Source organism: Streptomyces sp. NPDC020489 (genome assembly GCF_044386545.1).
Lineage (GTDB): Bacteria > Actinomycetota > Actinomycetes > Streptomycetales > Streptomycetaceae > Streptomyces.
The window spans coordinates 137,511-163,449 of sequence record NZ_JBIRUZ010000005.1; the positions used below are offsets into that span (position 1 = coordinate 137,511).

At 72.7% G+C, this 25,939-nt stretch carries 18 protein-coding genes; 6 read left to right on the forward strand and 12 right to left on the reverse strand.

Annotated elements, in window-relative coordinates; translation table 11 throughout:
* Nucleotides 1-5: 5 nt before the first annotated feature.
* Nucleotides 6-1,112, forward strand: a complete 1,107-nt coding sequence (locus ACH41F_RS14605) for a ricin-type beta-trefoil lectin domain protein (protein WP_398835579.1) — start codon at nucleotides 6-8, stop codon at nucleotides 1,110-1,112.
* A 127-nt stretch (nucleotides 1,113-1,239) separates the two neighbouring features.
* Here the strand turns inward: ACH41F_RS14605 and ACH41F_RS14610 are convergent, their stop codons facing one another.
* The 5 genes from ACH41F_RS14610 to ACH41F_RS14630 form a co-directional block, all read right to left on the reverse strand.
* A complete protein-coding gene (locus ACH41F_RS14610) occupies nucleotides 1,240-3,069 on the reverse strand; it encodes an ABC transporter permease subunit (RefSeq protein ID WP_398835582.1) in 1,830 nt (609 codons plus the stop codon).
* 6 nt (nucleotides 3,070-3,075) lie between these two features.
* Nucleotides 3,076-4,599, reverse strand: a complete 1,524-nt coding sequence (locus ACH41F_RS14615) for an ABC transporter substrate-binding protein (protein ID WP_398835585.1) — start codon at nucleotides 4,597-4,599, stop codon at nucleotides 3,076-3,078.
* Between the two features lie 186 nt (nucleotides 4,600-4,785).
* Nucleotides 4,786-5,838: a hypothetical protein gene (locus tag ACH41F_RS14620; protein ID WP_398835587.1), complete on the reverse strand. Its 1,053-nt coding sequence runs from the start codon at nucleotides 5,836-5,838 to the stop codon at nucleotides 4,786-4,788.
* Nucleotides 5,839-5,978: 140 nt separating this feature from the next.
* Entirely contained in the window at nucleotides 5,979-7,286 is a 1,308-nt protein-coding gene (locus ACH41F_RS14625) for an RICIN domain-containing protein (RefSeq protein WP_398836371.1), read from the reverse strand.
* Between the two features lie 99 nt (nucleotides 7,287-7,385).
* A complete protein-coding gene (locus ACH41F_RS14630) occupies nucleotides 7,386-8,816 on the reverse strand; it encodes an endo-1,4-beta-xylanase (RefSeq protein WP_391231190.1) in 1,431 nt (476 codons plus the stop codon).
* 826 nt (nucleotides 8,817-9,642) lie between these two features.
* On the opposite strand from ACH41F_RS14630, the gene ACH41F_RS14635 reads away from it, so the two are divergent.
* The gene (locus ACH41F_RS14635) at nucleotides 9,643-11,109 is read left to right on the forward strand and encodes a non-reducing end alpha-L-arabinofuranosidase family hydrolase (RefSeq protein WP_398835590.1); all 1,467 of its coding nucleotides are present in this window, start codon (nucleotides 9,643-9,645) and stop codon (nucleotides 11,107-11,109) included.
* 120 nt (nucleotides 11,110-11,229) lie between these two features.
* Here ACH41F_RS14635 and ACH41F_RS14640 read toward each other — a convergent pair whose 3' ends face one another.
* The 5 genes from ACH41F_RS14640 to ACH41F_RS14660 all read right to left on the reverse strand — a co-directional run bounded on the left by ACH41F_RS14640 (nucleotide 11,230) and on the right by ACH41F_RS14660 (nucleotide 18,738).
* Nucleotides 11,230-13,512, reverse strand: a complete 2,283-nt coding sequence (locus tag ACH41F_RS14640) for a lantibiotic dehydratase (RefSeq protein ID WP_398835593.1) — start codon at nucleotides 13,510-13,512, stop codon at nucleotides 11,230-11,232.
* A 150-nt stretch (nucleotides 13,513-13,662) separates the two neighbouring features.
* The gene (locus tag ACH41F_RS14645) at nucleotides 13,663-13,920 is read right to left on the reverse strand and encodes a phosphopantetheine-binding protein (RefSeq protein ID WP_391231186.1); all 258 of its coding nucleotides are present in this window, start codon (nucleotides 13,918-13,920) and stop codon (nucleotides 13,663-13,665) included.
* Nucleotides 13,917-14,927: a pyridoxal-phosphate dependent enzyme gene (locus tag ACH41F_RS14650; RefSeq protein WP_391231185.1), complete on the reverse strand. Its 1,011-nt coding sequence runs from the start codon at nucleotides 14,925-14,927 to the stop codon at nucleotides 13,917-13,919. Before ACH41F_RS14650 ends, ACH41F_RS14645 begins: the two co-directional genes overlap by 4 nt.
* The gene (locus ACH41F_RS14655) at nucleotides 14,924-16,417 is read right to left on the reverse strand and encodes an amino acid adenylation domain-containing protein (protein ID WP_398835596.1); all 1,494 of its coding nucleotides are present in this window, start codon (nucleotides 16,415-16,417) and stop codon (nucleotides 14,924-14,926) included. The genes ACH41F_RS14650 and ACH41F_RS14655 overlap by 4 nt, the downstream gene beginning before the upstream one ends.
* Entirely contained in the window at nucleotides 16,417-18,738 is a 2,322-nt protein-coding gene (locus tag ACH41F_RS14660; protein ID WP_398835599.1) for a lantibiotic dehydratase, read from the reverse strand. The genes ACH41F_RS14655 and ACH41F_RS14660 overlap by 1 nt, the downstream gene beginning before the upstream one ends.
* A 311-nt stretch (nucleotides 18,739-19,049) precedes the next feature.
* Here ACH41F_RS14660 and ACH41F_RS14665 point away from each other — a divergent pair, with 311 nt between their 5' ends.
* From ACH41F_RS14665 to ACH41F_RS14675, 3 genes are all read left to right on the forward strand, one after another.
* Nucleotides 19,050-19,247 carry an MbtH family NRPS accessory protein gene (locus ACH41F_RS14665; protein ID WP_391231546.1) on the forward strand — a complete coding sequence of 66 codons (198 nt, stop codon included), beginning with the start codon at nucleotides 19,050-19,052 and terminating at the stop codon, nucleotides 19,245-19,247.
* Nucleotides 19,240-20,058 carry a 4'-phosphopantetheinyl transferase family protein gene (locus ACH41F_RS14670; RefSeq protein WP_398835601.1) on the forward strand — a complete coding sequence of 273 codons (819 nt, stop codon included), beginning with the start codon at nucleotides 19,240-19,242 and terminating at the stop codon, nucleotides 20,056-20,058. The genes ACH41F_RS14665 and ACH41F_RS14670 overlap by 8 nt, the downstream gene beginning before the upstream one ends.
* 145 nt (nucleotides 20,059-20,203) lie before the next feature.
* Nucleotides 20,204-20,938 (forward strand): Type 1 glutamine amidotransferase-like domain-containing protein, encoded by a 735-nt coding sequence (locus ACH41F_RS14675; RefSeq protein ID WP_398835603.1) that lies wholly within the window; start codon nucleotides 20,204-20,206, stop codon nucleotides 20,936-20,938.
* Nucleotides 20,939-21,143: 205 nt separating this feature from the next.
* Here the strand turns inward: ACH41F_RS14675 and ACH41F_RS14680 are convergent, their stop codons facing one another.
* Together ACH41F_RS14680 and ACH41F_RS14685 are read right to left on the reverse strand one after the other, a co-directional pair.
* Nucleotides 21,144-21,743: a response regulator transcription factor gene (locus ACH41F_RS14680; protein WP_398835605.1), complete on the reverse strand. Its 600-nt coding sequence runs from the start codon at nucleotides 21,741-21,743 to the stop codon at nucleotides 21,144-21,146.
* Nucleotides 21,744-21,790: 47 nt separating this feature from the next.
* Nucleotides 21,791-22,402: a LuxR C-terminal-related transcriptional regulator gene (locus ACH41F_RS14685; protein WP_391231178.1), complete on the reverse strand. Its 612-nt coding sequence runs from the start codon at nucleotides 22,400-22,402 to the stop codon at nucleotides 21,791-21,793.
* 427 nt (nucleotides 22,403-22,829) lie between these two features.
* Here ACH41F_RS14685 and ACH41F_RS14690 point away from each other — a divergent pair, with 427 nt between their 5' ends.
* Nucleotides 22,830-25,898: a type 2 lanthipeptide synthetase LanM family protein gene (locus ACH41F_RS14690; protein ID WP_398835608.1), complete on the forward strand. Its 3,069-nt coding sequence runs from the start codon at nucleotides 22,830-22,832 to the stop codon at nucleotides 25,896-25,898.
* Nucleotides 25,899-25,939: the final 41 nt, after the last annotated feature.

The following is a 25,939-nucleotide window of genomic DNA, read 5'->3' on the forward strand; positions in this document are numbered from 1 at the left end:
TCCGCATGAGAAAGTCCTGGATCCTGCCCCTGCTCACCCTGGTCGCCACCACGTTCGGGGTCACCGCGGCAGCTGAGATCCCCGCCTCCGCCGCTCCCACCACCCCGTTGCGGGTCATGCCGTTGGGCGACTCGATCACGTGGGGTGTGGGCAGCAGCACGGGCAACGGTTACCGGGGTGCCCTGTGGAACCGGCTCGCAGCGGACGGCCACCCGCTGGACTTCGTCGGCACGGTGCGGGGCGGGTCGATGTCCGACCCCGACAACGAGGGCCACTCCGGGTACCGCATCGACCAGATCGCCGCACTCACCGACGCCTCGCTCACCCGCTACCGGCCCAACGTGGTGACGCTGCACATCGGCACCAACGACCTCAACGGGAATTACCAGCCCTCCACCGCCGCCGACCGACTGAGGTCGCTGGTCAACCAGGTCGTCGCCGCCGCCCCCGACGCCACCGTCCTCGTCGCCTCCCTGGTCGTGTCCACCAGCGGCTCGGAGGAGCGGTACCGGGCCGCGTACAACCAGGCCACCCGCCAGATCGTGAGCGACGCCCAGGCCGCGGGCAAACACGTCGGCTTCATCGACATGAGCAGTCTGACCACGGCCGACCTGGTCGACACCCTGCATCCCAACGACGCGGGCTACCAGAAGATGGCCGACGCCTTCCACCGCGGCGTCCAGACCGCGGACAGCGCCGGCTGGCTGAAGAACCCCGCCCCCGCTCCCGCGCGCGTCCAGTCCGGCATCGCCGGCAAGTGCATAGACGTCAACGGCTCCGGCACCGCCAACGGGACCGCCGTCCAGACGTGGAGCTGCGGTGGCGGCGCCAACCAGTACTGGTCCGCCTACACCGACGGCACCCTGCGATCCATGGGCAAGTGCCTCGACGCCGTCGGCGGGGCCACCGCCAATGGCACCAAGGTGCAGCTCTGGGCCTGCCACGGCGGTGCCAACCAGGTCTGGCAGCCCTACAACGGCGGCTACCGCAACCCGGCCTCCGGCCGCTGCCTCGATGTTCCGGGCTCCTCCACAGCGGACGGCACCCAGCTCCAGCTGTGGGACTGCCACTCAGGCTCCAACCAGAAGTGGACTGCTCTGGCAGCCGGATGAACTCCGCCCGGAGGTCTGAGCCGAACTCAGACGCCCGGGCGGGACGGACAAGCATCAGACGGCTCCGGCCGCCACAGGCACGGCCGCTCTCGCGCGGCCGTGCCTCGATGTCGACAGCGGAACGCGATCACCCAGCGCTGACCCCGCTCTTCACCCGCAGGCCCGTCCCCCGCGACCACGGGCGCGTGCGGGCCGACGCGGGGCGGCGGCGCACGGCCACGGCGTCCGCGCCGTTGAGGGCGAGAACGGAGAGGAGGACCAGGGCGCAGGCCGGCCCGAGAACGGTCCAGGGCGCCAGTTCCACGTACGGCTGGTTCTCCGAGAGCAGGCGGCCCCATTCGGCGGTGGGCGGTTGCTCGCCCAGACCGAGGAAGCCGAGGGAGGCCAGGACGAGGACCGTCGTGGGCAGGCGCAGCAGGGCATTGCGCAGGACGCCGGGCAGCACGGCGGGCAGCAGGTGGTGGCGGAGCAGGTATCCGGGGCCGGCGCCGAAGGAGAGGGACGCGAGCATGTGGCCGCTGGCGCGCTCCTGTTCCAGCAACGCCGCGGCCTGGGCGGCGTAAGGGGTCCAGCCGACCAGGCAGACCGCCAGCGCGGCGCCCCAGGCCGACGGGCCGGTCACCGCGGTGGTCAGCAGCCCGGCCAGGACCGCGGGCATCGTCGACACCACTTCCGTGAGCCCCGCGCCGATCTGCGCCGTCATGCCGAGCAGCAGCCCGGTGAGCGCACACACCGCGGTGACCACGAGGGCCAGGGCCACCGTGCGGGACGCGCCGTGTCCCAGCCGGGCCAGCAGGTCACGGCCGAGCGCGTCCGTGCCCAGCGGATGGGCTGCCGAGGGCGGGAGCAGCCGGGCCGCGGTGTCCACGTGGAGCGGATCGCGCAGCAGCCCGGCGGTGATCACGGCGAGCAGGGCCAGCGCGCACACCGCCACGACCCAGCGGGTGAAGCGCCCTCGGGCGGCGGCCGGTGCGTGCAGCGCGGGCAGGGCACCGTCCCGCAGGGCCGGACCGAGCAGGGCGCGACGCAGGGCCTGGATAAGGAGACCGGCCGCGACGCCGAGCAGGATGAGGGACAGGGTGGCCGTCTGCAGGGGTGGGAGGTCCTGGGCGATGGCGGCGTCCAGGGCGAGGCGGCCGAGGCCGGGAACGTTGAAGATCTTCTCCACCGCGACGGCACCGCCGACCAGGCCCACGACGGTCGGCAGGAGCTGTGGCAGCACCCCGGCCAGCGCGCGCCGCAGCGCATGGCGGGCGACACGGCCGCGCGCGAACCCGTACGCGTGCCAGGTCCGGGCCCACGGCTCGTTGAAGGCCGCGGGGAGCGACTGCTGGAGAAGACCGCCGATCACCGCCCCGGACGGAACGCCCAGGGCGAGCGAGGGCAGCACCATCGACGCCGGCCCCTGCCACCCGCTGGACGGCAACCAGCCGAGCCACACCCCGTACACGGTGGCGAGGAGCGAGGCGAGCAGGAACTTGGGCAACGCGGCGAGAACCGCGACCCCGATGGCGCCCCTCCCCCGCTGCAACCGTCGCCGGGAGCCGAGGTACAGGGTGCGGACGCAGGCCAGGGCGGCGACCGCGACCGTGACCGCGAGCGCCCCGAGCATCAGCGTGAGGGAGACCGCGAAGGCACCGGTCACCTGGGGCAGCACAGCGTCGCCGGACACCCAGGACGTGCCCGCGTCGCCCCGCGGCAGCCCGCCCAGCCAGTGGGCGAGATGCGCGAACGGCCCCTCGTCCAGCCCCAGTTGCTCTCGCACTGCGGTCAGTTGCTCAGGCGTCGGATCCTGATCGGCGGAACGGGCCCGCAGGACCGTCAGCGCGGGGTCGTTGCCGGACAGCCAGGGCAGCGAGGCCACGGCCGTGATCAGCGCGGCTCCCGCGGCGAGGCGGCCGAGGCCGGCCCGCCATCGCGACGGGCCGGACCCGGTGGCGGCCGATGTGACGCTCATCGGCCGTTACTTCAGGTGCGTGTCGACGTCGATCAGGGAGCGCTCACGCGGGTCGAGCAGCACGCCCTCGACATCGGTGGCGATGCCCTGGACGACCCTCTCGTGCACCAGCGGCACGACGGCGTCGGTGCGCAGGATCTCCGCCTCGGCGGCCATGATCTTCTGTCGGCGCTTCGTCGTGTCGCCCTCCTCCGCGGCGGACTCGATGGCCCGGTCCACCTTGGAGTCCTTCAGACGGGCGATGTTGTACACGCCGTCGCTCGTGTAGTCGCTGGCCAGGTAGGCGACCGCGTCACCGGTGTCGAGGAGGGTGACCCGGGAGAAGACGAGGGCGTCGTACTTGCCGGCGAGGAGGTCGCCCTCCATCTGCGTGTACTCGCGTACGTCCTGCTTCACGGTGAACCCGGCCTTCTCCAGCTGCTGCTGCAGGACCGTGGCGGCCTCGGGAAGTTCGGCGCGGTTGGTGTAGGTGGCCAGGCGCAGGGTCTTGCCCTTCGTGTCGGCCTTGACCTGCGGCGCGGTCGCGGCCCGGGCGCGGCCGGTGACCTGGACGCGGTGGTCGGCCGCCCAGGGCACGGCGGGACCGAACAGACCCTGCGCGGGGTCGGCGTAGCCGCCGAAGACCGAGTCCACGAGTGCCGAACCGTCGACAGCCTCACGGGCGGCCGCGCGCAGCGCCGGATCGGTGAACAGGCCGCTGCCGGTGTTGAGGACGAGGCTGTCCGTCCGCACGGACGGCACCTCGTGACGGGTCTTCGCGTCCAGCAGCTTCGCCTGGGAGGTGGGGATCCACTCGGCGATGTCGACCTCGCCGCCCCGCAGGGCGTTCGCGCGGGCCGTGCCGTCGGCTATCCAGGTCACGTCGATGCCGGGCGCCTTCGCCTTGCCGCCCCAGTAGCCGTCATAGCGGTCCAGGACAGCCGCGGACTTGCCGGTGAGCTTCGTGATCCTGAAGGGGCCGGTTCCGGTGCCGATCGGGCTGGCGGCGCCGTCCTTGCCGTACGCCTTGGCCGAGAGGATGGCCAGCGCCGGGCTGGCCAGGCGCAGCGGGAGCACCGGGTCCGCGGTCTTGGTGGCGATGGTGACGGTGTCGGCGTCGGCGGCCTTCGCGGTGAGGGTGACGTCGCTGAGGACGCGGGGCTTGGGCTCGGCGGCGCCCGCGTGGTTCAGGGCGTTGACCACGGAGTCGGCGGTGACCTTGGTGCCGTCCTGGAAGGTGGCCTTGCGCAGCTCGAAGGTCCAGTGGGTGGGGTCGGTCTGCTTCCAGGACGTGGCCAGCGCGGGCGCGGGGGCGCCGTTCTTGTCCAGGGCGGTGAGGCCCTCGGCCACGGAGAGCTTGCTCAGCACGGTGGCGTCGTTGCTGTACGGCGACAGCGCCTGCACCGGCGGCACCGCGAGAGCGACCCTCAGCCGCCCGGCCGTGCCGCCCCCGGCGCCCGAACCAGAGCCCTGCTCGCTCGCCGCGAAACATCCGGCCAGCAACGGGGTGAGAGCAAGCGTCAAGAGGAGACCGCGGGACGTCGTGCGCATGGGGGTCCTGTCGTGCGAGGTGTGGCCTGAGCCCGGGCATGCCGGAAGGGGGCGGGGGGCTCAGCGAGCATATAAGGCAAGCCTAACTTGATCTACCTGGATAAGTGAATTCTCAACCAATGAGCGCCGAGTCCGAGGACTCCCCTGGTCGGTACGGGTCGACGCGCGGAGGACATTCGCGAGGGCTCACTGGACCAGTTCGATGTGGGGATGCTCCGGGGACGCAGGGCAGACGTGGAGTTGCAGGCTGTAGGCGCCGGCGATGTCGAGGAGAGTGAAGTTCGAGGGCGGGGTGCCGAGGAGGAGCGGAGTCGGGTTCGTCCGTTCCTCCTCGGGCATCCAGCTCTTGCTGCCGGCGTTCCATTCCGAGGACGCGATGGTGAGCAGCGGAGTCGTCTCGGTGCCGCATGCGGGGCACGGGCGGGGCATGGGGTCGGTCAGGCCCCAGCGGGTCCAGCCGCCGGTCTTCCACCCAGGGGCGTGGCACAGGTTGCGGAAGTAGAACTCCTGCGGGTCCAACGCGCCGGTGCTGTCCCACGCACATCCGGCCGCCTCCCACAGGCTCACGTCGCCCAACCGCTGCTGCACTTCCTTGCTCAGCTCCAGGGGGTCGGGGTATTCGATGATCTGCTCCGGTGCGAGCAGGCACGGTTCCGGCAGGTACCAGTCGAACTGGATCACGGGCGGCTCGGGCGGGGCCTCGAGGACATCGGCGACGGAGGCCGAGGAGCGCCAGAAGAGGGCGGTTCGGGGGTGTGCGAACTCCTCGTGGTCACAAGGGCACCACAGGACCTGGAGCAGGTCGGCGCCGGGAGGGCAGACCGGGAGAGGGACGTCACGGGCGTAGAGCTGGGCCACGGGGATCATGGGAATCGGGCCGTCGAACCACGGGTGGCCCTGGCGCAGCCGCTGCGCGATCTCCCGTTCCTCGGGCGTGATCTCGGGTGCCTGGGGGTCGCGGAGCCGCCGCTGGGCCGCTGCCGAGCGGATGCGACGCAGGGTCCGGATCTCGTCCGGGGAGTGCATCTCGTCTGCCGCCTCACGGTCGTGCGGCTCCACGCAGTGCGGCCACGGCTCGTCGGCGGGCCACAGGAGCGGCCCGCCGACGGAACTGTCGTGCACGGTCGGCGACCCCGGCCGCGGGTGCAGCCGGGTCGCCGGGCGTGCCAGCGGGGCCAGTTGAGGGAAGAGCGCGGTGACGTCGAAGGGCCGCGGCGGGGTGGTGAAGACGGCATTCATGGCAGGGATGCTGCCAGCAGCGTCTGACAATGCGTACCGATCCACGTCAGCGACACCGCTCAGCCGGCCCAGGTCGGCACGCGGACCAGAGACCGAGTGGAGCCGGGATCATCCCGGCTCCACTCCTTGGTGCGGGCCTGTCATTGGAACTGTGCGAAGAACCTCCAGATCTCTGCCTTGGTCCAGGTGGTGACGCCGCTTTCACCGGAGGAGCCCTCGACCGGACCGGGGATGTGGCCTCCGTCGAACGCGGCCCACTGGACCGGGTAGCCGGCACGGCAGCCCGAGTAGGTGGTGGTGACGTGCGTCCGGCTGCCCGGCGCGGGCTCGCGCGGGCTCTGGGAGGCGCAACCGTTGTTGCGGACGAACCTGTCGCGCAGGGACCGTCCTTGTGCGATGTTGAGGACGTTGTCGCTGATGCCGTGGATTCCGAAGTAGGCGATGGGTTGGGTACCCCCGCTGCATCCGCTGATTTCGGCACCGGACATGACGGCGACGGCCCTGAAGACGTTCGCCCGACTGCATGCGAGGGCGTAGCTCATGCCGCCGCCCCAGCTGAATCCCGTGGCGAAACGCTGTGCCGGGTTGACACAGAGGCCGCTTTCGATGCGCCGGATCATGTCGTCGACGAAGGTGATGTCCTCGCCGCCCGAGTTGGCCCAGCCGTTGCCGAGGCCCTGGGGGGCTACGAGGATGGCGCTGTTGTTCGACTGTTCCTGTTGGCCGTAGTAGGACCAGGCGCTACCGCTCGTGCCGCCCGAGGCCACGTCGCCGGCGGTGCCGCCCCTCCAGTGGAACGCGAAGATCAGCCGGTAGCGGTGGCTGTTGTCGTAGTTGGCGGGAACCCGGAGGATGAAGCTGCGGCTCTTGCCGCCGCTCTGGATGGTGTGCGTCCCGCTCGTCAGCGTCGGTGCGCTGCCGCACGCGCCAGTGCCGCCGCCATCGGACGACAGCTTCACCATCTGCCACTGCTGGTTGGTGCCGCCCCAGTCGTTGTACTGGACGACGTTGGCGCCGTCCGCGGTCGAGGCGCCCTGCACCTCCACCGCCTTGTTGCTGCCGCGGTTGATCAGCCGGACGTGGCCCGCGTCGGAGTCGGCCAGGCGGAACTGCTGGTTGGCCCCGTTGTGGTCGGCCCACTGCTGGATCGCGGCACCGTCGGCGGTCGAGGCGCCGGCCACGTCGAGCACTTTGCTCGAATGCCGGGCCTTGAGGCGGTAGAAGCCGCCGCCGGAGTCCACGAACTGCCACTGCTGGTTGGTTCCGTCGCCGCGCGTCCACTGGTTGACTCGCGCGCCGTCGGCGGTGGACGCGCCGGAGACGTCCAGCGCCTTGCCGCTGCCGCGATTGACCAGGACGTACCAGGCGTTGGTGTCCACCGTCGCCGCTTCGGCGGGCACCGGGTCCACCGCGGTGAGCATGCCGATCGCGAGGGTCGCCGCCACCACGGCGGCGACGCGGGACCACCAGCGTGGCCTTCGCGGCGGAGCGTGGGAATCCGCACCGTAGGTCGTCATCGATTCACCCTTTCGTCTGTGACCGAGCCCCTAGGCGCGGGTCCAGCGTTGGTTGCTGCCGCCCGAGCAGGAGTAGAGCTGGATCAGGGTGCCGTTGGCGGTGCCGCTCGAGGCGGCGTCCAGGCAGAGGCCGGACTGGACGCCGACGATGGATCCGTCGGAGTTGAGGCGCCACTTCTGGTTGTCGCCGCCCCAGCAGCTGTAGATCTGGACTTTGGTGCCGTTGCCGGTGCCCGCGGCGTCCAGGCACTTGTTGCCGTAGACCCGGAGTTCGCCGGCTGAGGTGGCCGTCCACTGCTGGTTGGTGCCGCTGTGGCAGTCCCACAGCTGGACCTGGGTGCCGTCGGTGGTACTGGCGTTGGGCACGTCCAGGCAGCGGCCCGAACCGACGCCCTTGATCGTTCCTCCGTCACCGGGGGGCGTGGTGGTGCCGCCGTTGAGTGCGTTGAGGACGGCGGTGTACGCGGGCTTCTTGCTGCCGTCGCCGTTGAACAGCAGCGGCGTGTCCTGCGCGCGCCAGGAGTCGGTGTCGCGCACACCCCAGACGGTGATGCCGAGGCAGCGCGGTACGGCCAGGCAGTCGTTGGTCACAGCGGCATAGGTCGAGGCCGAGGCGCCCTGGATGTCCAGCTCGGTGATGGCCACGTCCACGCCGAGGGCGGCGAAGTTCTGGAGCGTCGTGCGGAAGTTGCTGTTGTAGGGGCTGCCGCTGTTGAAGTGCGACTGGAAGCCGACGCAGTCGATCGGCACGCCACGCTGCTTGAAGTCCCGGACCATGGCGTACATGGCCTGGGTCTTGGCCCAGGTCCAGTTCTCCACGTTGTAGTCGTTGTAGCAGAGCTTGGCGGCCGGGTCGGCGGCGCGCGCGGTCCGGAAGGCGACCTCGATCCAGTCGTTTCCGGTGCGTTGGAGGTTGGAGTCCCGCCGGGCTCCCGAACTGCCGTCGGCGAAGGCCTCGTTCACGACGTCCCACTGGGCGATCTTGCCCTTGTAGTGGGCCATCACGCCGTTGATGTGGTTGATCATCGCCTGGCGCAGCGTGCTGCCGCTGAGGCTCTGCATCCAGGCGGGCTGCTGCGAGTGCCAGGCGAGGGTGTGCCCGCGCACCTGCTTGCCGTTCTGCACCGCCCAGTTGTAGACACGGTCACCGGCGGTGAAGTTGAACTGGCCGCGCTGCGGTTCAGTGGCGTCGATCTTCATCTCGTTCTCGGCCGTCACCGAGTTGAACTCACGGCCGGCGATCCCCGTGTACGCCGAGTCGCCCAGCCTGCCGGAGGCGATGGCGGTACCGAAGTAACGGCCGCTCTGCGCCGCCGCGGCGCCGAGCGTGCTCTCGGCGGCGTGTGCCGTCGGGGGCGCGGCCAGTGCGGCGGCCGCGCCGAGTACGCAGGCGAGCAGCGCCAACAGCAGGCCGCGGATCCTCCGGCGGGCTACAGGTCTGGGAAGGGCGTACGAGCCCATGGCTGTTCCTCCAAGGTAGACATCACGGAACGACGGAAGGTCAGGGGACGGTGCCGGCCGCTTCCGCCCGCCGGACGGGCCAGCCGCCCGAGCAGACCTGGGAGCAGTTCGCCCGGCAGGACGCCGGAAAGCCAGGCAGCCCGCTGCACGGGACCCCGCGGTCACGGGGCGGCGCCCGGTCGGCGGTCGGGTGACTCAGGGCGGGCGGCGAACTGTTTCGACACGGGCACGGGGTACTCCATCGCGGTTCGACCGGGGGGCCGTCACGCGGCGCCGCGCGCCTCTCCAACTGCACGAAGAGACGGATGCGCTGGTGTGGGCCTCACCGGAACAGAGCGGGGTGGCGCCGGTGTTGTGCTGCGCCGATCTGCGGTGTGCGTGGAACTGCCGTGAAGCACGGGTGTACCAGGGCCACCACAGTTCGATATCTCGAACTGCGTCCGGCCACCCAGAGACGGATGGTGCGGGCTTGACGGTGGATCGTCAATACACATCACAGGGAAAGTTTCTGTTATTCGCTCGCAACTTTCGACGTCGGGCCGTTCCGGGTACGTAACCTTCCGCCGCCGCAGTCGGCATGGCTCACAACTCGGGACCTGGGGGTATGCGCGGATATGGCACCCAACTTCACCCTCCGTCCGGCCCGTTGAGCTGGAACTCGTTGTAGACAGATCGGCAGCAGACCTTGACCCGAGGGCTCCGCATTCCTAGCTTGTGGCGTCACAGGTTCGGGAACTACTTCGAATGTTTCGGAAATGCTCCTGCCTGGATAGCGCCGCTCTGCGGTCATCGGCGTCACCTCACCCGCCCCCAAGGAGGCTCTCTGATGCGGTTTCGCCACCCCTTCCCGGTCAGTCTGAGACGCTTACTCGCCGCTCTGGCGCCCCTGCTGCTCGTGGCCACGTTCCTCGGCGCCCAGCCGGCCGCCGCGGCGACCGTGGACCCCAACGCCTCGTATGTGCTCATCAACCGAAACAGCGGCAAAGCGCTGGACGTCTACAACCAGGCGACCAACGACGGCGCCCGCATCACCCAGTGGACCAGAAACGATCAGGCCCAGCAGCAGTGGCAGTTCGTCGACTCCGGGGGCGGCTACTACCGCATCAAGTCCCGCCACTCGGGCAAGGTGCTGGACCTCTACAACTGGTCCACCGCGAACGGCGGTTCGATCGTCCAGTGGGCCGACCAGAGCGCCACCAACCAGCAGTGGCGGCTGGCCGACAGCTCGGACGGCTACGTACGGCTCATCTCGCGGCACAGCAACAAGGCCCTCGAAGTGCAGGGCGCGTCCACGGCCGACAACGCGAACATCGTCCAGTACGACGACTGGGGCGGCACCAACCAGCAGTGGCAGCTCGTCAAGGTCGGCGGCGGCACGCCCGGGGTGTGCGATCTTCCGTCGACATACCGCTGGTCGTCCACGGGTGCGCTGGCGCAACCGAAGGCTGGGTGGGTCTCGCTCAAGGACTTCACCGTCGTCCCCTACAACGGCAAACAACTCGTCTACGCGACGACGCACGACACGGGGACGCGCTGGGGCTCGATGAACTTCGGTCTGTTCACCAACTGGTCGGAGATGGCCTCGGCCAGCCAGAACGCGATGTCGACCTCCACCGTCGCGCCGACGCTGTTCTACTTCGCGCCGAAGAACATCTGGGTGCTCGCCTACCAGTGGGGCGGGACCGCCTTCTCCTACCGGACCTCGAGCGACCCCACCAACCCCAATGGCTGGTCAGCCCAGCAGACGCTCTTCACCGGAAGCATCTCCGGCTCCGGAACCGGACCCATCGACCAGACGCTCATCGCCGACGGCACGAACATGTACCTGTTCTTCGCCGGTGACAACGGCAAGATCTACCGGGCCAGCATGCCGATAGGGAACTTCCCGGGCAACTTCGGCTCGTCGTACACGACGATCATGAGCGACACGACGAACAACCTGTTCGAAGCCCCGCAGGTCTACAAACTGCAGGGCCAGAACCGCTACCTCATGATCGTCGAGGCGATCGGCTCGCAGGGCCGCTACTTCCGCTCGTTCACGGCCACCAGCCTCAACGGCACCTGGACGCCCCAGGCCGCGACCGAGAGCAACCCCTTCGCCGGCAAGGCCAACAGCGGGGCCACCTGGACGAACGACATCAGCCACGGCGAGCTGATCCGCACCAGCCCCGACCAGACCATGACCGTCGATCCCTGCAACCTGCAGTTGCTGTACCAGGGGCGCAGCCCCAACTCCGGCGGGGACTACGGCCTCCTGCCCTACCGCCCGGGTCTGCTGACGCTCCAGCGCTGACACCAGACGGTGGTTCCGGCTCCGCCACGGAGCCGGCGCGGCGGGCTCGACGAGAGGTCGAGCCCGCCTTCTGCCGTCGGACGCGGACACGCCACCCGCGTGTACGCCTCCCCACCCCCGTCACTCCTCCTGGGTGTCGAAGGCGACGAACCTCAACTCCGATGTGTAGCGCCGCCCTTCGTCGTCGGTGAGCCAGGTCTGTTCCGGCGTCGGGAGCATCTCCGTGAACGTGGCGGTGCCGTTCGGGTCCTTGCGGGCCAGGCGGCGCAGGGCCTTGGCGAGGATCGTGACGTAGACCGGACTGTCGAAGTCGACGTAGAAGGGGCGGGACTCCGTCGGGGAGACCACGAAGACGTAGCGGGGCAGACCGAGTCGGGCGCGCCACTGGCGGGCCCGTACGAAGCGCCGGGCTTCGTCCTTGTCGTCGGCGAAGTCGGCCTCCGCTGCGGGCAGTTGCCAGGTCTCGCGCGCGACCACCATCCGGTCGACGGTGACGCGGGGGGTGTGGTCGGCCGGTGGCAGCAGCTGGAAGAGGTCCATGGACAGCGTGGTCAGGACGTGCGAGAAGACGTCGATCGCGGGGAAGACCGCACCGTCCGGCAGGCGGACGACCAGGTCGTCGCCGCACTCCTCGACGACGGCGTCGGCACTGCGGACAGCCCGCGGGCGAGCGGGGTCGGCGGTGAAGTCGGTGAGGGCCACCTGGTAGTCCTGGGGCCGCACCAGTGTCTGGCGGACTCGGGCGGAGAGGCGAGCCCGATGCTCCTTGGGGATCAGCGGCAGCAGTCGCGGGCCGGGGTGGTCCTGGTCGGTGAGGGCGAACAGTTCGTCGATGTCGGTGTGCTGGTGGGTGAAGAGCGAGGCACCCAGGGTGTTGGCGGCGAGGTGGAGTTCGCCGAGGACGAGGGTGAAGTCGCCGCGGGCGGCTGCCTCGGGACCCTCGGCGGCGATCATGACGTCCGGGCTGAGATAGCGGGCGGCGGTCCAGCCTCCGCCGCCGTCGAACTCCCGCCGCGCCGCTGCCTCGATGTCGCAGGCACGCCGGTCGACCCTGCGGGCCCCGTCGGGGACGGCCAGGATGCGCTGCCAGCGTGCGGCGAACTCCCGCTGAAGCTCCCCGGCCGCCGTGCGGGCGGTGCCGTGCAGGACCGGCAGGCACGCGAACCAGAAGGACGCCAGGTCGACCGGTCCGTCCGCGGCGAGCCGGTGATGAATGCCGCGGATCTCGGCCCGCACGGTGGCGGCCAGTTGTGCGGTGAGCCAACCGGCGCTGTCCATCAGGATGCGCAGGGGCGACAGCGCCTCCACGACGGCCGGGCCGAGGCGGGCGGTGGCCGAGCGGCGGGTGTCGCTGTACACCAGAGCGCGGCAGGGCGCGGTGGAGGCCGACTTCTCACGCACCGCGGCCGTGTCGGTGAGGTCGGTGAAGTCGCGCTCCAACTCCGCCAGCGCGGACAGGAGTTCGTCCTCGCCGGTGGCGGCGGCCACCTTCTCCTTCCCTGACTCCAGCAGGTCCAGGGCGGCCAGCCCACGTCGTCTGAGGCCGGGGTCGCCGATGGTCAGCAGCCAGGCGCGCAGGGCGCGTTCGGGGTGGGTGTCGGCCGGCACCTCCACCCGCCAGGTCACATAGCGGCGGGTCACCAGGTCGTGCAGCGTCGCCTCGACGTCGGTGCCGGGCAGGTCGGCGGCGATGTCGCGGGCCCTGCGGACACCGTCGCAGCGGGCGAGAACCGCCGCGGCCGCCGCGGACAATGTCGCCGGGCGCCGGCCGGGCACGCGCACCTCGTCACCGTGCACCACGACGAACGGCACCCGCCTCGGGGCCAGCCAACCGCGCATCGCCGGGTCCGTGTCCAAGATCCTGGCGAGCGCGTCGATGCCCCAACTGGCCCAGTAGACAGTGGAGTCGGCGGTCAGCCCGGTCCCGGGGTCTACCTGCGCCCCGGACGCCGCGGTGTCCCAGCGGCCCCAGCCGACCGGTCCGAAGAAACCGATGGTGTCGTTCTTCACGCAGAAACGCTGCCAGTAGTGCGCGACCAGCTCCTCCCGCTGACGGGGCATGCTGCTGCGCGCGTCGGTGTCCGGGTTCCAGCGCAGAAACGGGGCAATGCCGGTGGTCAGCACGGGCCGGTTCTGCCAGGCCAGCGCCTGCCGGAACGCCGGGGTGCGGGCGATGTCCTGCAACACGTGCGCGGTCTCCACGGCCGCCGCGCCCAGTTCGTCGGTGAAAGCCTCCCAGTCGGGGCCGGACAGCGGGGTGTCGGGGCCGAACTTGTCGGCGGCCTCGGCCAGTCCGGGCGGGGCCAGGCGCAGCACGCCGTCGGCCGGGAAGCCCGGGCCGCGCAGCGCGAACTGGTTCCACAGGCGCCAGCGGCCGAGGAACGGGACGAGGTCTTCGGGCATGACGGCACTCCTTGACGCGCGCGGGAGGAGACGAGGTGAGGTGGGACAGGGGTGCGCGGTACCACGGCGACGTGCCGGTGGCCCCGGCCCGCGCACGGGTCACGGTGCGCGGGCGTCGGGGAAAGCCGGTCGTGGCCACGGCACCGTGGGTCAGCTGCGCCCGAAGTCGGCGTCGACGACCTCGGCGAGGTCGCGCGGGGTCGGGTAGGCGAAGACCAGGGAGACCGGGATGTCGTCGGAACCGAGGATCTCCTGGAGGCGGCCGGTGATCTGGAAGGCGGTCAGTGAGTCGCCCCCCGCCTCGTAGAAGTCGGTGTCCGCAGTGAGGTCGGCGTAGTCCAGGACGTCGCGGAAGACGTCGACGAGCAGGTCGAGGGTGCTGACGGCGGTGGCGGTGTTCTCGGTCATGGCATGTCCTCCTGAAGGGTGGTGGGTGCGGTGCGGGTGTGCAGGCGGGCGGCGGTGTTGCCGCCGGAGACGACGGCCACGGCGGCTTCGCGGCGGCCGGCGCGCAGGGCCCCGGCCAGGGCGACGGCACCGCTGGGTTCGGCGTCGACGCCGTGGCGGCGCAGCAGGGCTGCCGCGGCGAGGATCTCGGCCTCGCCGACGGCGATGAGGTCGTCGACCCGGTCGCGGATGACCGGGTAGGTGAGGTGCCCGGGCCGCTGCCCGCGCAGGCCGTCGGCGACGGTGTTGCTCGGCGGCAGCTGCACGGGGTGTCCGGCGGCCAGGGAGCGGGCGTAGCGCGGGGTGAGGGCGGGTTCGACACCGACGACCCGGACGGGGTGTGCGGCGGCGGCGAGACAGACGCCCGCCAGGAGACCGCCGCCGCCGACCGGGACGTACACCGTCTCGGTGTCGGGGGCGTCGGTCAGGACCTCGGTGCCGACCGTGCCCTGACCGGCGATCACCAGGGGATGGTCGGACGACGGGACGAGGACGGCGCCGGTCGTCTCGGCGAGAGCCCGGGCGCGGTCCTCGCGCTCGGCCACTCCCCCGCCGACCTGGACGGTGTGCGCGCCCAGGGCGCGGATGGCGGCGGCTTTGGCGGGGGACGCGCCGGCGGCGAGCACGACGGTCAGTTCCAGGCCGAGGGTACGGGCGATGCGGGCGAGGGCGATGCCGTGGTTGCCGGAGGAGCCGGTGACGACGCGGTCGGCGCCCAGGGCGAGAACGGCGTTGGCGGCACCGCGGGTCTTGAACGAGCCGCCGATCTGACGGTGTTCGGCCTTGAGCAGCAGGTGCGGGCCGCAGGCGGCAGTCGGCGGGCCGGGCAGCAAGGGGGTGCGCACGATGTACGGGGCGATGCGGTCGGCGGCGACGGCGAGGCCGGCGGGGCCGAAAGGGCCCATGGAGCGCGTCACGGGCCGTGTGTCGAGCGCGGTCGGGTGGCTGGTGGCGGTCGTCGTGCTCATGCGGTGCTCCCGCCGACCAGGCGGCCGCGGTCGGCCTTGCCGCCGCGGGTGGTGGGCAGGGCGGTGTGGCGGTGGAAGCGGCGCGGCATCAGATGGGGTGGCAGGGTGCGGGCCAGGTGGGCGCGCAGGGCGGCGTCCGGGGTGGTGTGGTCTCCGGTGACGTGCGCCGCCAGGTAGACGCGGCCGCGGTCGTCGGTGTGCGGGGTGATGACGGCCCCGCTGACGGCGGGGTGGGCGAGCAGGGCTCCCTCGATCTCGGCAGGGTCCACCCGGTAGCCGCGGATCTTGATCTGCCGGTCGCCGCGGCCCTCGTAGCGCAGCCCCTGGGCCGTCCACCGGCCGAGGTCACCGGTGCGGTACATGCGGGACCCGGGCGGTCCGAAGGGGTCGGGGACGAAGGAGGCGGCCGTGCGGGCCGGAAGTCCGCCGTAGCCGCGGGCGAGGCCCGTGCCGCCGATGTACACCTCGCCCACCACGCCGTCGGGCACGGGTGCGAGGTCGGGGCCGAGGACGCGGATCGTGGTGCCGGGCCTGGGCGGGCCGACGACGTCGTCGGCCGGGTCGGGGTCGGGCGCGACATCGTGGCGGGTGGTCGTCATGGTGCACTCGGTCGGGCCGTACTGGTTGACGAGGCGGCCGGGGACGAGGGAACGACCGCCCGCGGTGAGGAAGGGACGCAGGGACTCGCCGCTGGACGCGACGAGCGTGACGCCGGCCAGCGGGTCGGCGAGGTCGCGCTGCCCGGCGAGGTGGGCGAGGAAGGACGGGGTGACGCTGAGCAGGGCGGTGACCCGGTGCTCGCGCACGGTGCGGGCGAACTCGGCCGGGCGCAGCAGCCGGGCGCGCTCCACGAGGACGAGGCGGGCGCCGGCCAGCAGGGGCGCGAAGGTGTCGCGGATCGAGGCGTCGTAGCCCAGCGGAGCCATCTGCAGGGCGACCGTGTCCGGGCCGAGGGCGAAGGCCCGGGCGGTGTCGCGCAGGTAGCCGTCGAGAGCGTGGTGCTCGACGAGGACGGGACTGGGGGCGCCGGTGCTGCCGGAGGTGTGGCTGACGTAGGCCAGGGCACGGGGGTCGACGGGTGGGAGGGGCGGGTCGTCGGCGGGATCCGCGGCGTCGGGTGCGTCCAGGTGGACGACGGGGACGCCGAGGTCGAGGGCGGCGGCGTGCGCCGTGGTGGTCAGCAGCAGGCGGGCGTGGGCGCTGCGGACGAAGGACGCCAGCCGGTCGCGGGGCTGACTCACGTCCAGGGTGAGGAAGGCCGCGCCGCAGCGCAGGACGGCCGTCATGGCCGCGACGGCGTCCAGGCCGTGTTCCACGGCGACGGCGCAGACGGTCTCCGGCCGCACACCGTGGGCCCGCAGCAGGCGGGTCATCTCCTGGACCCGGTCGTGGAGTTGCCGGTAGGTCACCGGGCCGTCCGGGGTGTCCAGGGCGATCCGCTGCGGGTGCCGGGCGGCGTGCTCGGCGATGTCGTCGGCGAGCGTGCGCATCAGTGCTCCCCCTCACCGGTGACGGTCTGGTCGACGGCGACGAAGCGCAGTTCGGAGGTGTAGCGCCGGCCGTCGGCGTCGGCGAGCCAGGCCTGCTCCGGGGTGGGCAGCATCTCGCTGACCTTCAGCCGGGCGCCGGGGTCCTTGCGGGCGAGGCGGCGGGCGGCCTTGGCGAGGATGGTGGTGTAGACGGGGCTGTCGAAGTCGACGTAGAACGGGCGGGGTTCGGTCGGGGAGACGACGAACACGAAGCGCGGCAGCTCGTGGCGGCGCTGCCAGTGGCGGGCCCGGACGAAGCGCGCCGCCTCCGACTTCTCGTCGGCGAAATCGACGTCCGCGACCGGCAGTTGCCAGGTCTCACGGGCCAGGATCATACGGTCGACGCTGATGCGCGGGGTGTGGTCGCCCTCGGGGCGCAGGGTGAAGCGGTCCATCACGCGCTGGGTGAGGGTGTTGGCGTAGGCGTCGAGGAGGTCGTAGCGGGTGCCGTCGGGGAGCACCGCGGTCAGCCGGCCGTCGATGTCCTCCACCAGGACGTCGGCGCTCATCGCGGTGCGCGGACGGTACGGGTCCCCGGTCTGGTCGACCAGCGCCACGTAGTGGTCCTGGTCCCGGTCGAGCGAGGGGCGGCTGCGGGTGGACCACTTCAGCGGCAGTTCCTTGGCGAGCATGGGCAGCAGCCGCGGGCCGGGGAAGTCGCGGCTGGTCTCGGCGATCAGTTCGTCGCGGTCGGGGTGCTGGTGCACGAAGAGGGAGGCGCCCATGGTGTTCAGGGCGCAGTGCATCTCGCCCAGGACCAGTTCCACGTCCCCGCGTGCCAGCGCCGCCTCGTCCTCGGCGACGACGAGGACGTCGGGGCTGATGTAGCGGGCCAGGGACCAGCCGTCCCCGGGCTCGTCGAACTCCTCGCGGACCCGGGCGGCGAGGTCGGCGGTGGTCCGCCGGACGTGGCGCGCGCCGTGCGGGATGTCGAGCAGGCGGGCCCACTTGGCGCGCAGTTCGCCCTGGACGGTGTCGATGAGGTCGCCTGCCTCGGGGTGCGGGGAGGGCAGGGTGTGCAGCCACAGGGTGGCGAGGTCGACGGGGCCTTCGGCGGCGAGCCGGTCGTACACGGTGCGCAGCCGGGCGCGGATGCCGTCGGCGAAGCGGTTGGTCATCCAGCGCGCGGCGGTCAGGCACAGCTGGAGGGGTTCGAGGTGGGCGAGCAGACCCGCGCCCGCGGTGGCGGTGGCCGCCCGGCGGGTGTCGGAGTAGACCAGGCCGCGGCAGGGCGCGGTGCGGGCGCCCTTGGCGCGCTGGGCCTCGGTGTCGGTGAGGGCGGCGAAGTCGGCCTCCAGCGCGCTGATCGCGGCGGTGAGCGCGTCGGCGTCGTCGCCGGCGTCGCGCACGGCGTCGCGCCCGCCCTCCAGGACGGCGAGCTTGGCCAGCGCACGGTCGCGTGCGGCGGCGTCGGGGACCCGCTCCACGATGGCGCGCAGGGCGCGGTCGGGGTGGGTGGCCGCCGGTACCTCCAGGCGCCAGTGCACCCAGCGCTTGCGTGCCAGCTCCCGCACGACGTCGGTGACGTCGTCCTCGGGCAGGTCGACTGCGGCGGCGATCCCTGCCACGGGCAGGGTCCCGTCGCACAGCTGGAGCACCGCCGCTTCACGCTCGCCCACCGGTTGTGCGGGCCGGCCGGGCACCCGGACGGTGGTGCCGGCGACACGGACGATGGAGACCCGGCGCGGCGGGATCCAGCGCATCAGCGCGCCGTCCTCGGCCAGCACCTTCGCCAGCGCGTCGATCGCCCAGCCGGAGAAATAGACCTCGCTCGCGGCCAGGAAGGTGTTCCCGGCACGGCTGGAGACGGCGTCCGTCGCGGTCAGGTCCCAGCGGCCCCAGCCGACCGGTCCGAAAAAGCCGATGGTGTCGTTCTTCACGCAGAACCGCTGCCAGTAGTGCGCGACGAGCTCCTCCCGCTGACGGGGCATGCTGCTGCGCGCGTCGGTGTCCGGGTTCCAGCGCAGGAACGGGGCGATGCCGGTGCGCAGCACGGCGGGGTTCTGCCAGGCCAGGGCCGCCTGAAAGCGGGGCCGGGCGGCGACCTCCTGCAACCGGCGGGCGGTGTGCACGGCCGCGGCGGCGAGCTCCTCGGTGAAGCCGTCCCACTCGGGGCCGGACAGGGGGGTGTCGGGGCCGAACTTGTCGGCGGCCTCGGCCAGTCCAGGCGGGGCCAGGCGCAGCACGCCGTCGGCGGGGAAGCCCGGGCCGCGCAGCGCGAACTGTTCCCACAGCCGCCAGCCTCCGCCCGGCAGCAGGACAGGTGCGTGCTCGTCCGACATCGCGTGCTCCTTCCGGAAAGGGGGTGCGGGGAGGCGACCGGCCCCGGGGCGGACGGTGGTCCGCCCCGGGTTCGCCGGGTTCTCCGGCCGGAGAGCACCGTCCCGCGCGGCGGGGCCGTGCCGACAGAGAAGATCCGGCAGCAACACGTGCCACGGGGTCGGCGTGTTCGTCCCTGACCCCGGCCTTCGTGGCCCGGGCACGCTGTCGGCGTCGGCCGTGACCTGCGGTCGGCCCCAACACCCGCGGGAGGTTCACCGTGACGCAACCCGACTTCGCCAAGAGCGCGGACGCCGAGGAGGCGGGCCCGGGCATCGACGAGGAGTACCTCGTGGTGCGCAACGACGAGGAGCAGTACTCGATCTGGCGGGCGGACCGCGAACTGCCCGCGGGCTGGCACCCGGAGGGGCTGCGCGGCCCCCGGCAGGCGTGCCTGGACCACATCGGCGTGATCTGGACGGACATGCGTCCGCTGAGCCTGCGTCGACGGCTGGCCGAGGCAGATGCCTGAGGGACTCCCGGGCAGGCTCCCGGGTCCCTCGGCCCACGACCCGCCGGCCACCAGTACCTCGCCGCCGACCGTTCCCGCGCCGGCTCCGGCGCTGCCGCAGCGGCTGTGCCCGGCCGTGCTGGACCTGTCGGGGCTGCGCGACGGACCGCCCGCGCAAGGCCCCCGTGCTCTGCGCGCCCCGCTGGAGCTGTACCTGGCGCGGGTGGCGGAGCAGGACGCACAGACCCTCCGGCACGCCCGCGAGGTGCTCGACGGGGAGGAACGGGCCCGCGCCCGCGCCTTCCGGCACGACCGGGACCGGGACGCCTACGTGGTCGCCCACGCGGCGTTGCGGGGTGTGCTCAGTGTCGTGACGGGGGTGCGCGCCGACGCCCTGCCGCTGACCCGAGAACCCTGCGCCGGCTGCGGCGGGCCGCACGGGCGGCCCGTGCTGCCCACGCCAGGAGTGCACTTCTCGCTGTCGCACAGCGGCGGGCTGGTGCTGGTGGCGCTCGCGCCGGCGCCGGTCGGGGTCGACGTGGAGGAACTGGCCACGGTGAAGGTCATGCTCAGCGCGCAGTCGGCGCTGCACCGTGCGGAGGCGGACGAGTTGGCGCAGCTGCCCGCCTACAGCCGTCCCGCGGCCTTCACCCGCGCCTGGGTACGCAAGGAGGCCTACCTCAAAGGGCTGGGCACGGGTCTGGTCCGCGACCCCGCGCTCGACTACCTGGGCACCGGCCCGGCGCCCACCGATCCGGCACCGGGCTGGACGGTGCGCGACGTGCTGGTCCCGTCCGGCTACGCGGCCGCCGTGGGCCTGCGTACCTGCTGACCCGCACCACCACAGCGCGGCGAGGACCGGTTCGACACCGGTCCCCGCCGCGCTGAGGCGTTGCGTCCCGAGAGGTCCGACCCACGCGCCGCCTTCACCGATCGCCCACGCCTCCCCCCGCGACGACCGGTATACGATCACGCGCGTGACCGCACCCGAACCCACCATCGTCGCCACCTCAGGCGGTGCCCGACCCGGCAGACGCACACGGGTGCTCTTCGACGCCCTGGTCCACCACGCGGTCGACCTCTCCGGCGCGCACGGCAGACGCCCGCGCATCCTCCACGTCGCCACCGCCGCGGGAGACGCCGAACTCGTCACGGCGCGGGTCTCCGAAGCCGCCCGGGTGGCGGGCTACGACCTCACTCCGCTGCAGTTGTTCCCCATGCCCAACGTCGAGGACATCGAGGCCACGGTGCTCGACCACGACGTGGTGTGGGTGGGAGGCGGATCGGTGGCCAACCTGCTCGCCGTGTGGCGGGTGCACGGCGTGGACGAGATCATGCGGCGCGCCTGGCGGGCCGGAGTGGTCCTCGCCGGCGTGAGCGCGGGCTCGATCTGCTGGTTCCAGGGCGGCGCCACCGACTCCTACGGACCCGAACTGCGCGCGGTCACCGACGGGCTCGCGCTGCTTCCCTACGGCAACGGCGTGCACTACGACTCCGACGAGGGCCGCCGCCCGCTGATCCACCGCCTGGTCGCCGACGGCACCTTCGGCGAGGCCCACTGCACCGACGACGGAGTGGGCCTGGTCTACCGCGGCACCGAACTCGTCGAGGCGGTCGCGGAGTTGCCGCACAAGGCGGCGTACGTGGTACGGCGGGAGGGCGACCGGGCCGTGGAGGAGCGGATCGAGCCACGGCTGCTGCCGCCGGCCTGAGCGTCACCCCTCACTCGCCTGGGCTGCTGCCGTCGGCCTGACCCTCCCCCTCGCTCGCGCCGGCTTCTGCGGCCGGCTTGACCGTCCCCGTCAGCCCCTGGCTTCACGCACACGACCGCGCGGGGCGACGGGCGGTCCTTGATGCCGGTCGGCACCAGGTCCGTGCATTCCCGTGCCCCGCGTCGTGGACGGGTGTGTCCGGAACTCAGACCAGGCCGTGGCGTACGGCGTGGGCGACCGCGTGAGCGCGGTTGCGAGCCTGCAGTCGGGTCATGAGTTCGTAGATGACGTTCTTGACGGTGTGTTCGGAACACCCCAGCAGCAGGGCGATGTCGGCGTTGGCGTGCCCCTCGGCCATCAGGCGCAGGACCTGTGTCTGCCGTGCGGTCAGGGCCGGGGTGCAGGCGGCGGGCGGCCCGCCCGGGCGGGTGCCGGTGCTCAGCACGCCGGACAACTCCGGGTAGGGGATGCTCGGATGCGGGTGCGCTGCCCGAAGGACGGCCTCCAGGAGACCGGCCTCGGTCAGTTCGGCGGCGCCGACGACGACCGCTCCGGCCCGCAGGGCCCGCCGCCGGCCCTCCGGGCTGACGGTGTCGCAGACGAACAGCAGGGGCCCACGCGTGCGTTGCGCCCGGAGCGCCTGGTCCGCATCGGCGGCGACGATCACCGTGACCGTCGCGGCCGGCCCGATCTCGTCCCCGCCGCAGCGGAGCCCGGCTCGCTCGGCCAGCACCCGGACCCGTTCCGCGCCCGGGCCCGGCACGAGGCGCACCGCGACGGTGGGGGTGGCGGGGGGTGCCGTCAACGTGGCGGTCACAGCGGGGGCGGCGGGAGGCGCTGTCAACGTGGCGGTCACAGCAGGCCCGCCCGCAGTGCGTAGGCGACCGCGTGGGCGCGGTTGCGCAGCCTGAAGCGCTGGGTGATGTCGTGCACGACGGTGGTCACGGTGCGAGGCGAGTAGGCGAGCCGCTGGGCGATCTCGGCCGTCTCGTGCCCCTCGGCCACCAGGCGCAGCACGGAACGCTCCCGGTCGGACAGCATGCCCTCGCTCCAGCCTCCGGAACCGCGCACGGACGCCTCCGGTTGGTCCAGGAGCTCCTCCAGCAGGCCGGGCGGCAGAGTGCAGTCGTCCCGTGCGGCTGCCAGCACCGCGTGGGCCAGGCGGGCGGCGTCCGCCTCGCGGCGCAGCAGCAGGCCGCGGGCGCCCGCGGCGAGAGCGTGCAGGACGTCCCCGGAGGCGAGGACGCCCGCCACCAGGACGACAGCGGGACGGTGGGGCTGGGTGCGGGTGGCACGCACCATGTCGAGCTCGGCCGGACCGAGCCGGTCCACGGTGAGGACGGCGACCCGCGCGTCGGCGGGCTCGCACACGGTCAGTTCGGGCCGGACGAGCAGGGTCGCGCGGATGCCTGCCTCCAGCACCGGGTCGAGTGCGACCACACTGACAGGTACGGGTGCTCCCATCTGCTGCTCCTTGGAAGATCGTGCGCCCGGCCTGAGAGTCCGCGGGCGGTCTGGCATGGGGACTGGGAACACCGTGCCGTCGGTACGACCGGCGCGGCATCGGTAGCGGGACCCCACATTTGCGCCCCGGCCCCCGGTGCCTCCCCGCAGGCGGAGGCGCAGCCCATGCCGGGCAACCCGGAAAAGGGCCGGACGCGACCCCATACGCGGAGCCATGGGGGATGCGCACCCATCCGCTACCCACCCCACCCCGATGCGGCCGACCGCACCCCTCCGTCCGGCCGCCGCACACACCGCACGCACACGCCTCCCACCTGCGGTTCTCCACTCCCGTCCTCCATACCCCCACCCATGGGGAGGGGGTCGGCGAGAATATGGGGGACGGTTACCCATGTGGGGGCCGCAGGGGGTCTGCGACCTTCTTCTCGTGACCGACACCGCCAGCCTCCCGACTCCCCGGAGCGCCGAACTCCCCGCCACCTGGTGGGCCCCGGCGCTGACCCTCACGGAGCGGCTCGCCGCCCCCGGGCTCCCCGGACCGGCCGCCGCGACCGGCGCCCGCGAGCCGATGCCCTGGGCCGTCGGGGACGCGGAGGGCTTCGCACTGCGGCTGGACCGCCTGGGCGTGGACGGCGACACCGCGGCGGCCCTGGCCGCCGAGCCCGCCGAGCACCTGGCTCGGCGGACCGCCAAGCCCGACTGGGCGTCCTTCGCGGAAGAGGTGCTGGCCACCGCGCCCGAGGGCCTCGCCGAGGTCGAGGTCGGCGGCGACGGCCCGGACGTGTTCGCCCCGGTCGTCAGGCCGCTGGTCGCCACGGCCGCCGCCCGCCTCGCGGACCTGATGACCGGCATCCCGGACACGGAGGCCACCGTGTGGCGGGACGGATTCGTCCAGCGCCTGACCCACCAGCTGGTCCGGCAGGCCGCCCGCACCCTGGTCCAGGAACTGCACGCCGCCCGCCGCGCCGGGCGTCTGACGGGGGCCGGTCCGCGCGAGCGGTTCGTCTCCTTCGCCGCGGCCGCCGGCACCCGCCGCGGACTGGCGGACCTGTTCGCCACCTACCCCGTGCTGGCCCGGATGCTCACCCGGACCGCCCTGGACGCCACGCAGGCCGCCGCCGAGCTGGCCGCCCGCTTCCAGTCCGACCGCTCCGCCCTGGCCGCCACCCTTCTCGACGGCCGTACGCCGGGCAGGCTCGTCCGTGTCGATCTCGGCCGCGGCGACGCGCACCAGGGCAACCGGTCCGTGGCGATCCTGCACTTCGCCGACGGCAGCCGGATCGTCCACAAGCCCCGCCCGCTCGACCAGCACGCCCTCCTCGACCACCTGGTCGCCTGGCTCAACGCCAAGGTGCCCGGACTGGGACTGCGCACGCCGCGCACCCTGCGCCGCGACACCTACGGCTGGCTGGAGTTCATCGAGCACCGCTGGTGCACCTCGGTCACCGAGACCGACGCCTTCTACCGCCGCCAGGGCGCCCTGCTGGCCCTGCTCTACGCGGTGGACGGCGCCGACATGCACTACGAGAACGTCATCGCCCACGGCGACCAGCCGGTCCTGGTGGACGCCGAGACACTGCTGCACACCGGTCTCGGACAGGCCCTCACGGCCGGCGCCGACCCTGCCGCGGACGCCCTGGCCGCCTCCGTGCACCGCACCTGCCTGCTCCCTCACCTCCTCATCGGTGAGCACGGCGCCCTGGACATCTCCGCACTCGGCCGGGACACCGACGGCACCTTCCCCAGCGAGGGCCTGCGCTGGGAGGACAGCGGACAGGACACCATGCGGGCGGTACGCGGCCCGCTGCCCAGCCCCGCCGCCCAGAACCACCCGCTGCCCCACGGCACTTCCCTCGCCGGCGCCGACCACACGGCGGCCCTGCTCGGAGGATTCCGCACCGCCTACACGGCCATCACCGCGCACCGCCGCGAACTGCTCGACGCCGACGGCCTGTTGGCGCCCTGGGCGAAGCGCCCGGCCCGACTGATCGCCCGCGCGACCCGGCTGTACGCCACGCTCCTGGAGGAGTCCACCCACCCCGCGCTGCTGGGCGACGCGTTGGCACGGGAAGGGGTGTTCGCGGTGCTGTGGACGGAGTCCGCGCACGACACGGCGCGCCAGCGGCTCACCGAGCACGAGACCGCGGCCCTGTGGCGCGGCGACATCCCCTTCTTCACCCACTGCCCCACCGACACCGCGGTCCAGGCCGACGACGGCACCTCGCTGCCCGGCGTGCTGCCGGTGGCCGCCGCGACAGCGGTGCGCGACAAGCTCGGCCGGATGGACGAGGTCGACTGCCACGACCAGGAATGGATCATCTCGGCCACCCTCGCGGTACGCGGCGCGAGTTCACCGCTCGACCGCCCCCGCTCCGAACTGACCCCGGCCCCCGTGCCGCCGGTGGCGCCCGAGCCGTCGCGCCTGCTGGCCGCCGCGTGCGGGATCGCCGACGAGATCACCGCCCGCGCGGTGCGGGACGGCTCGCGCACCAACTGGATCGGTCTGGAACGGGTGTCGGGAGCGCACTGGGCCGTTCTGCCCATGGGGGCGGGCCTGGCCCAGGGCTACTGCGGGGTCGCGCTGTTCCTCGCCCACACCGAGGCACTCACCGGGTCCGGGCGCTACGGCGCGGCAGCCCGGGAGGCGGTCCGCCCGCTCCCAGCCCTCCTCAAGGCGCTCGCCGGGGACCCCGAACTGAGCGCGGCGGCCGGCCCCGGCGCCTACGACGGACTCGGCGGGATCGTGTACGCCCTGGTCCGCCTGGCTCAGATCCTCGACGAGGACCTGCGGGCCTGTCTGCCGGACGCGCTGACCGCACTCGGCCACGCCACCGTGGCGTGTCCCGACCCCGGGCTGGCCCAGGGCCGAGCCGGGGCACTGGCCGCCGCGGTCGCCGCGTACGAGGCCACCGGAGATCCGGCGGCCCTGGGCCTGGCGGACCGGATCGCGGAGCTGCTGCCGACCGCACCGGCAGACGGCCACCTGCCGTCCACCGCCGGTCTCGCCGACGGCACCGCCGGAATCGTGTGGGCGCTGCGACGCTGGGCCGGCCACCGGCCCGAGCGTGCCGCCGGTGTCGAAAAGGCCGCCCGCGCCCTGCTCGACGCCACGCCGCACCTGGGCGACGAAGCGGACCTGTCCTGGTCGCAGGGGCTGGCCGGAAGGGCCGCCACCGGACTCGCGGGGGCCACCGCCCGCCTCGCGGACGCCCCCACCAGTCCCGACCTCAGTCTCGACCAGGGCGCCCTCGGCCGACTGGAGGCTCTGGCCGCTCTCGCCGAACAGGGCGACACCACCGCCCGGTCGGCCCTGCGACGGCACAGCGGTCACGTCCTAGCCCTCGTCGAGGCCCAGGCCCACCGGTGCGCCACCCCCGACCACGTTCCCACGCCCGCGCTGATGACCGGCCTGGCCGGCATCGGCTACGGACTGCTCCGCCTGGCCGACCCGGGATCCGTCCCGTCGATCCTGCTCCTGGACCACACCGACCACTGACCCGCCCGCGTCTCCTCCCACCTCCCACCCCGAGCGCCTCG